This is a genomic window from Mesorhizobium sp. P2_A12, from assembly GCF_056405075.1.
The window spans coordinates 734596-741394 of sequence record NZ_JBFUCU010000004.1; the positions used below are offsets into that span (position 1 = coordinate 734596).

Here is a 6799-nt window from a genome sequence, read left to right on the forward strand (position 1 = left end):
GAGCTTCCCCCGCAACTAAAATCTCAATACCCAGGCTTCCACTTTTCCCTTGCCTTTGACTTCGATAGCGCCGCGCGTCTCGAAGACGAATTGGTCCTTGAGCTGTTCGTAGACGGGGCGCGTCACCTGAACAGAGTCGGGAACTCCGCCAGACTCCATGCGACTCGCCAGGTTCACTGTGTCGCCCCATAAATCATAGATGTACTTACTCTTCCCAATGACGCCGGCGACCACTGGCCCACTGTTGACGCCAACCCTGAGCTTCATCGAGACGTTGTGTTCCATCGCGTGTTCGCGGGTAATGTGGACCATGCGGATGGCCATGCGGACCATGCGCTCGGCGTGGTTGGCTACCGGCACGGGTAGGCCGCACACCGCCATATAGGAGTCGCCCACCGTCTTGATCTTTTCGATGCCGAGATCATTGGCGGCAACGTCGAAGCGCGTGAAGAGTCCGTTGAGAAACATCACGACATCGTGCGGCGGCATTTCCGATGTCAGTGCCGTGAACCCGACCAGGTCTGCGAAGGCGACCGTGACCTCGGCGAAGCCGTCGGCGATCCTCTCCTCGCCAGCGCGCAGCCGATTGGCGATCGGTGCCGGCAGGACGTTGAGCAGCAGCTGCTCGTTCTCGCGGTTCTTGTTCTCTATCACGAGATTCTTCTGGTGCAGATCCTCAACCATGCCATTGAAGGCCGAGCAGAGTTCGCCAATCTCGTCGCGCGTGCGGACCGGCACGCTGGTCGCATAGTCGCCAGCAGAGAAGCGTTTCACCCCGGCAGTGAGATCGCGGAGCGGTCCGAGCAGCGCGCGCGAAAGCCAGGCGGCGGTGGCGGCGACCACGAGCATCGCCAGTCCTCCGACGAGCAACAGATCCCGGCGGAGTTCGGCGATCGGTGCGAAGGCCTCAGCGCTGTCGATCTTGGCGACGAGAGCCCACTTGACATCGGAAATCGCAAGCGGTCCCCATGAAGCGAGCGTCGGGACACCTCGGTATCCGATGATCTCGCCCGTGCCCTCGACACCGGCGAGCGCGGCACGCGAGGCCTTGGTGTCGATGCGCTGATGCAGCACTGGTGTCCCGTACCGTTGAATGACGGCGATCTCCTCGTCCGAAGCGCCCACGGATTTGAGGTCGGCGAAGAAGTTATCCCGGTTCTCGTAGAACGCCCGCGGGCCAGAGCGCGCCAGATAATCGGGTCCGACGAGATAGGCCTCACCCGTGTCGCCGAACCCTTCCTGCGGCCAGCGGCGGTTACCAGTGACAACGTTGTCGATCTCATCATTCGACAGTTGCGCGACCAGCGCGCCGATGACGACGCCCTGGGCAATCACCGGTGCTGCCATAAAGGCGATCGGTGCGCCGCCAGATGGCGCATAAGAGGAGAAATCTTCGAGGCAGATGGCTGACGGATCTGCGATCTGCGAGCAGCGGGCGACGGCGGCCGCGACGTTGGTGCGACGGTACGGACCCAATTGAAGGGACGTGGTGAAATCCACCTCCTTCTCGACCGTATAGATCAGGCGACCTGATTTGGGATCGGCAATCATGAGATCGAAAAAGCCGACCGTGGTAGCCGCGGCGCGCATCAATGGATGATATATGGCATGCAGCCTGGTGTATTCGCTTCCGTCGCCGGCGTCGTCGAGAAGCTTGCGCCGCTCCGGCGAGTTGGGATTCTCCACAATGTAGTGATACTGTAGATAGTAGGGGGCACCACTGACCGGCAGGTAGTCCGACAGGGCTGGTTCCCTGCCTAGGGTGCGCGTCATTCCGGGGATGAAGTTCTCAGCGTACCAAACGCCGACCTTCTGGCGTAGGTCAGGCGGCGCGCCTGCCCGGTCGAGTTGGTCGACCGCGATCCGGAACTCGCGTGTCGCATCGACCACCATCTTGGAAGTGGCAAGCAGGCGCAGCTCCGCCTGGATTGTGCGGAAGTAGGTTTCAACCTGGCGCGCCTTGGTCTGACGGGCGGCCGTGAGTTGGTCGAAGACTGCTTTTTCGAGAGCGTCGCGAGCGCGGAAGTAACCGAGCACCCCGGTCACCAGGACCGCGGTCGCGCCAAGAAGGACAAGGGTTGTAAACAGCTTTGCGGCCAAGCCCCAGCCCGCGGGGCGGGATGAGCCGGTCACATCTGGAGAAGGCATGAGATCTGACATTGCTTTTGCATCATGTCTTCGGAAACAGGAGTGTCGGCGTCGCGTCGGACGCCAAGCCAAGATTGTGTTTCATCTGTTGCCCTCTCCCTCGCATATGCATACCAAATTTACTGCGAGACGTGTGCGGGAATGCGTTGTCGATTTACCCGTGCGACCGCACGGCGCAGAAGCGTCGCGGTCGCACCGACACCGTCCCCTTAATCGGAACCAGCAACAGTCTGTTCCGGGCTTCTAATCACCGTCTCGTCACTTCCCGCTCTCCAGAAGCGGGTCACGTCGGCAATCTCTCTGCATCGGTCACAAAAACAATAGGGCACAGAAACCGGTCAAAGAGACAGGCCTTGAAAACTGGGCGGAAACTGAGACTGACTGGGCATATGAGCCCGACAGTCTAATTGGAGCGCAGCCTAACCTACGGAAATGTCGACTGAATTTCGGGCCGGCCGACATAGCCAATACTACCATTGACTGAGTGGTGAACCGAGCAGTCTCTGGCGAACCAGTCTCCGTTTGATATTCCCTGATAACAGGCAAAAAACAGGGAATTCCCGCGTAACGCTCGATTTTCGTGCAGCGGAAGAGCGATATTATCGTGCGATTTCAGCTATTTATGGACAAATTCCCTGCGCTACCTATCAGGGAAATTCGACCAGGTGTCAGGCAAATTCAGCAGTCGACGGTGACTTAACAGGGAAACTGGTTGTCGTTATCTGGGATGCGATTGTCATTACGTGGGATCGAATTGTCGTCGTCCGGGAACGCGTTGCCGTTTGATGGGAGTCGGATGCCCTAGCGCGGTTGCACATTGAAGAAAGGCGGGAGCAGTTTGCTCCTTCCCGAAAACGCTATGCGATAGACTGGGATGTGATTGTCGGATTGCGGAGACTGCAGCGGGAGCGTCGTTGCCCATCCCCACGGTTGGGCACTCGCTGCAGCTACTGCCCCTGGGGCTTAGATCACTATTTGGCTTTGGGCTTACGCTTTGCAGGCGCCTGCTTCGCTGGCACGGCGGCGGCCTTGCGGCCGAGGCCAATCGTCTTCGCCATCGCGGATCGCGTTGCAGAATAACTCGGCGCTACCATGGGGTAGTCTTTTGCCAGGCCCCATTTTGCCCGGTAGGCATCGGGCGTGAGACCGTAGGTTGCGCCCAAGTGACGCTTCAGCGATTTGTATTTGCGACCATCTTCAAGGCTGATGATGTAGTCGGGAAACACAGACTTCTTGGGATTGACCGCCGGTGTTTGGACAGGTTCCGGGGCGGCAATGGGCGTGATCAGCGCGGAAAGGGCAGAATTTACGCTGGAGATGAGGTCAGGCAGTCCCGCCACTGGGGTTGCATTGTTTTGAACGTATGCGGCAACGATGTCTGCGGTTAGTTCTAGAAGAGCGTCTTTTTCTGCTCTGGCTTCGTCGGTCAAACTCAATCTCCGTCAGTTTCGCCCAGACGCTACTATTCTGAAAAACACTGCGGTCGCAAGGCAGAACGACCAACGCCACCCATTGGTCGGCTAATTGCTCGGGCTAAAGAAGATCATTTTGCGCCTAGCGATCGCCGAGTGATTCGGCCTGGGTCGCATTTTTGAAATGAGTGCAACAATTGCACTCATCAAATGTGGCCGAAATGTGTTCTTAAATCGGTATTAAACGGGCAATACAGTAAAAATCATCCCTTTGGCGCTATTTTGATCAGTAAGCCTTGATTTTTTCCGCTGCCTTCGTCTCCATTTCCGCATCCACTATGTAATCAGCCAAGCGGATAGTTAGAGATGAATTCTCCATCGATCGAAATGCAGCCCGTTGCGGCCCTTCGGCCCTATGCTGGTAACGCTCGAACGCATTCAAAAAAGCAGATCCGACAAATTGCCGAAAGCATCTCGCGCTTCGGCTTCACCAATCCGGTCCTGGTCAGCGACACCGGCGAAATCATCGCAGGTCATGGCCGTGTCATGGCCGCGAAGGAGCTTGGAATTGTCGCCGTACCAACGCTCCGGCTTTCGCATCTCAGTGCTGAGGAGCGTCGCGCCTATATTCTTGCCGACAACAAGCTTGCGCTGAACGCGGGCTGGGACACAGAGATCCTGGCGATTGAGCTGCAGGCGCTGATCGACATTGATTTCGACGTCACGTTGACCGGGTTCTCGCTCGCTGAAATCGATCTGACACTTGACCATGCAAGAAACGCGTCGGCGGCCGCGAATGATGCTGCCGATCTAATTCCCGAACTTCCAGGCGAGGCGGTCTCGAAGCAGGGTGAGCTTTGGCTGCTTGGCCGCCATCGCTTGCTGTGCGGCGACGCCCGGTCGAGCGACGATGTCACTCGCTTGATGAGCGGCGACACGGCCGACCTCATCTTCACCGATCCTCCCTACAACGTCGCTATCGACGGCAATGTCGGTGGCCTCGGATCCGTCCGCCATCGCGAGTTTGCGTTCGCATCTGGCGAAATGAGCAGTGCCGAGTTTACCGAGTTCCTGACGGTGACGCTGTCAAATGCTTCCCGTGTCGCAAAGGACGGCGCTATCGCTTTCGTCTGCATGGACTGGCGCCATATGCGAGAGCTTCAGGATGCAGGCGAGGCGGCATTCACCGAACTCAAAAACCTGTGCGTCTGGAACAAGTCGAATGGCGGCATGGGCAGCTTCTATCGCTCGAAGCATGAGTTGGTGTTCGTCTTCAAGATCGGCACTGCTCCTCACACCAACAGCTTTGGCCTTGGCGAGACGGGACGATATCGGACCAACGTCTGGGACTATGCCGGCATCAGCAGCCTCGGCGCCAACCGCATGGATGAGCTCTCCATGCATCCAACTGTAAAGCCAGTCGCTCTGGTCGCCGACGCGATCAAGGATTGTTCGCGGCGAAACGAGATCGTGCTCGACCTATTCGGCGGCTCTGGCAGCACCCTTATCGCCGCGGAGAGCTGCGGACGGCAGGCGAGGCTTATCGAATACGATCCCGCCTTTTGCGACACCATCATCTCGCGCTGGCAAAGATACACCGGGAGAGAAGCCCTTCTTGCTGATGGCAACATGCAGTTCGGGGCCGCCCCTGAATTGCGAAGAGCGCCCGGTTCTAGAGTTCGCGGAATCACTTCTCGGAGGCAATCCAATGTCGGTTGAAGATGGCAACAATGAAGGTATCAAAAAGCAGATTGTGTTTGGGGCCGGCTACGGAAAACCACCCAAGGCAACGCGTTTCGAAAAAGGACGCTCCGGCAATCCTGCAGGGCGGCCACGAAGAGCGGCGCCGGATCTCTCTATGGCGGAACAGCCCATGCTTAGAGCTGCGCTCAAAGCGGCCAACAAGAAAATCTCACTCATGGATGGCGGCAAAGCCATCGAACTAACAGGTAGAGAAGCAGTCTCACAAAGAATGTTGGTTGATGCGCTCAAAGGAAATGCGCGCGCGCAGGGGTTGGTGTCGGACTTGTTCACGAGAGCCGATGAAGCCAACGCACGGGACATCCGAGATCGCAATGAACTTTGCGAATTGTGGAAGGCCATCAAGACTGCTGAAATTGAAGACGCGAAGCAGAGAGGTGAACCGATCCCAACTATCCTGCCTCATCCAGACGACGTTGTTCCTGACCCGGCGACAGGCCCAAGGTTTCTGGGGCCTGTTAACAAGGATGAGCAACGCGAACTGGAGCGGACGCTGCAAATGCGGGAGACCCTCATTATGCAGGATGCGCTCGATCACAAATCGACCCGCAGGTCAGATGGCCGGCAATTCAATGACCCTGGCGCCGCAATGGTGATGGCAATGCTCCTGGAGAAAAGCATCCCACCTCGTCTGCGGCTCCCGGACATTGAGTGGATTCACAGGCAGTTCAAATACGAGGCTTTCTCAAAACGAAAGTTGCTCAAACTTCTATTCGTTGCCTGGCGTAAGATCGGGCGTCCTCGACCACGCGGTTACCTGTCACACGACCTTCGCGTCGTAAAAAAATGGTTCGAGGATTTCGGTGCGATGTACCAGGAAGTGCAGGCTGGGAAACTCGACGTCGACGCGACGGCGAGAGGTGAGTTTGATGATGCCGCGTTGGATTTCATGGAGCGACGAGGGCTGCATTGAGTACCTCTAGCCCCATGCGTTTTGGAGGCATTTGACATCGCGACATAGTTTCCGAACAACAATCGCCATTCGGTAAAGGCAATGAGCGAACAGTTCACCCGGGGCAGCGTACGAGTTTGCAAACATGATGAACCGTCTTTGCCGCCAAGGCCTTGGCCTCGCGATGCAGCTAAACGCATGCTGACGGCAGGTCTACCTAACGTGACGCCTCGGCCCGCTTTGGTCCTCTTTACTATGGCTATCAAAAGAATCGCAGCCGATAGCGTGACGACCTCGCATGATATATAAAGATTGTCTAATGTGCGTGCTGTTCGCCGGGGGGCAATTTCGGGCATGTCCAGTTCTACAAACCGAAAGGTGCTATCGAGGAGCGTGGTCGAAATGGGCCTCTTCTCCGCGGTGATGAACACCCTGGTGCTAATTCTGCCTCTATACATGCTGCAGGTATATGATCGTGTTTTGCCCGCCGCCAATTTGGATACTCTCACGTACCTAACCTTGCTTGCGCTTTCGTCGCTTTTGCTATTCGGAGTGCTCGAAGTCGTGCGGGGCGTGTACGCAAGCC

At 57.3% G+C, this 6799-nt stretch carries 4 protein-coding genes and 1 pseudogene; 3 read left to right on the plus strand and 2 right to left on the minus strand.

Going from position 1 to position 6799, the window contains the following annotated elements:
* Positions 1-15 precede the first annotated feature (15 nt).
* Together AC1DZU_RS13820 and AC1DZU_RS13825 are read right to left on the minus strand one after the other, a co-directional pair.
* Positions 16-2160, minus strand: coding sequence for an adenylate/guanylate cyclase domain-containing protein (locus AC1DZU_RS13820; RefSeq protein ID WP_477285400.1), 2145 nt, complete (start codon positions 2158-2160; stop codon positions 16-18).
* Between the two features lie 959 nt (positions 2161-3119).
* Positions 3120-3578 carry a Ros/MucR family transcriptional regulator gene (locus AC1DZU_RS13825; protein WP_477285402.1) on the minus strand — a complete coding sequence of 153 codons (459 nt, stop codon included), beginning with the start codon at positions 3576-3578 and terminating at the stop codon, positions 3120-3122.
* Positions 3579-3926: 348 nt separating this feature from the next.
* Between AC1DZU_RS13825 and AC1DZU_RS13830 the strand changes: the two genes are divergently transcribed.
* The 3 genes and pseudogenes from AC1DZU_RS13830 to AC1DZU_RS13840 form a co-directional block, all read left to right on the plus strand.
* Positions 3927-5279 carry a site-specific DNA-methyltransferase gene (locus tag AC1DZU_RS13830; RefSeq protein ID WP_477285404.1) on the plus strand — a complete coding sequence of 451 codons (1353 nt, stop codon included), beginning with the start codon at positions 3927-3929 and terminating at the stop codon, positions 5277-5279.
* Entirely contained in the window at positions 5269-6234 is a 966-nt protein-coding gene (locus AC1DZU_RS13835) for a DUF5681 domain-containing protein (RefSeq protein WP_477285406.1), read from the plus strand. Before AC1DZU_RS13830 ends, AC1DZU_RS13835 begins: the two co-directional genes overlap by 11 nt.
* Positions 6235-6615: 381 nt before the next feature.
* Positions 6616-6799: pseudogene (locus tag AC1DZU_RS13840) on the plus strand (type I secretion system permease/ATPase); the annotation flags it as partial.

What these genes read in the sequence shown, in the direction of transcription:
- AC1DZU_RS13830 (WP_477285404.1), top strand. Translation starts at nt 3,927, where the DNA reads ATGAATTCTCCATCGATCGAAATGCAGCCCGTTGCGGCCCTTCGGCCC.
- AC1DZU_RS13820 (WP_477285400.1), bottom strand. Translation starts at nt 2,160, where the DNA reads ATGTCAGATCTCATGCCTTCTCCAGATGTGACCGGCTCATCCCGCCCC.
- AC1DZU_RS13835 (WP_477285406.1), top strand. Translation starts at nt 5,269, where the DNA reads ATGTCGGTTGAAGATGGCAACAATGAAGGTATCAAAAAGCAGATTGTG.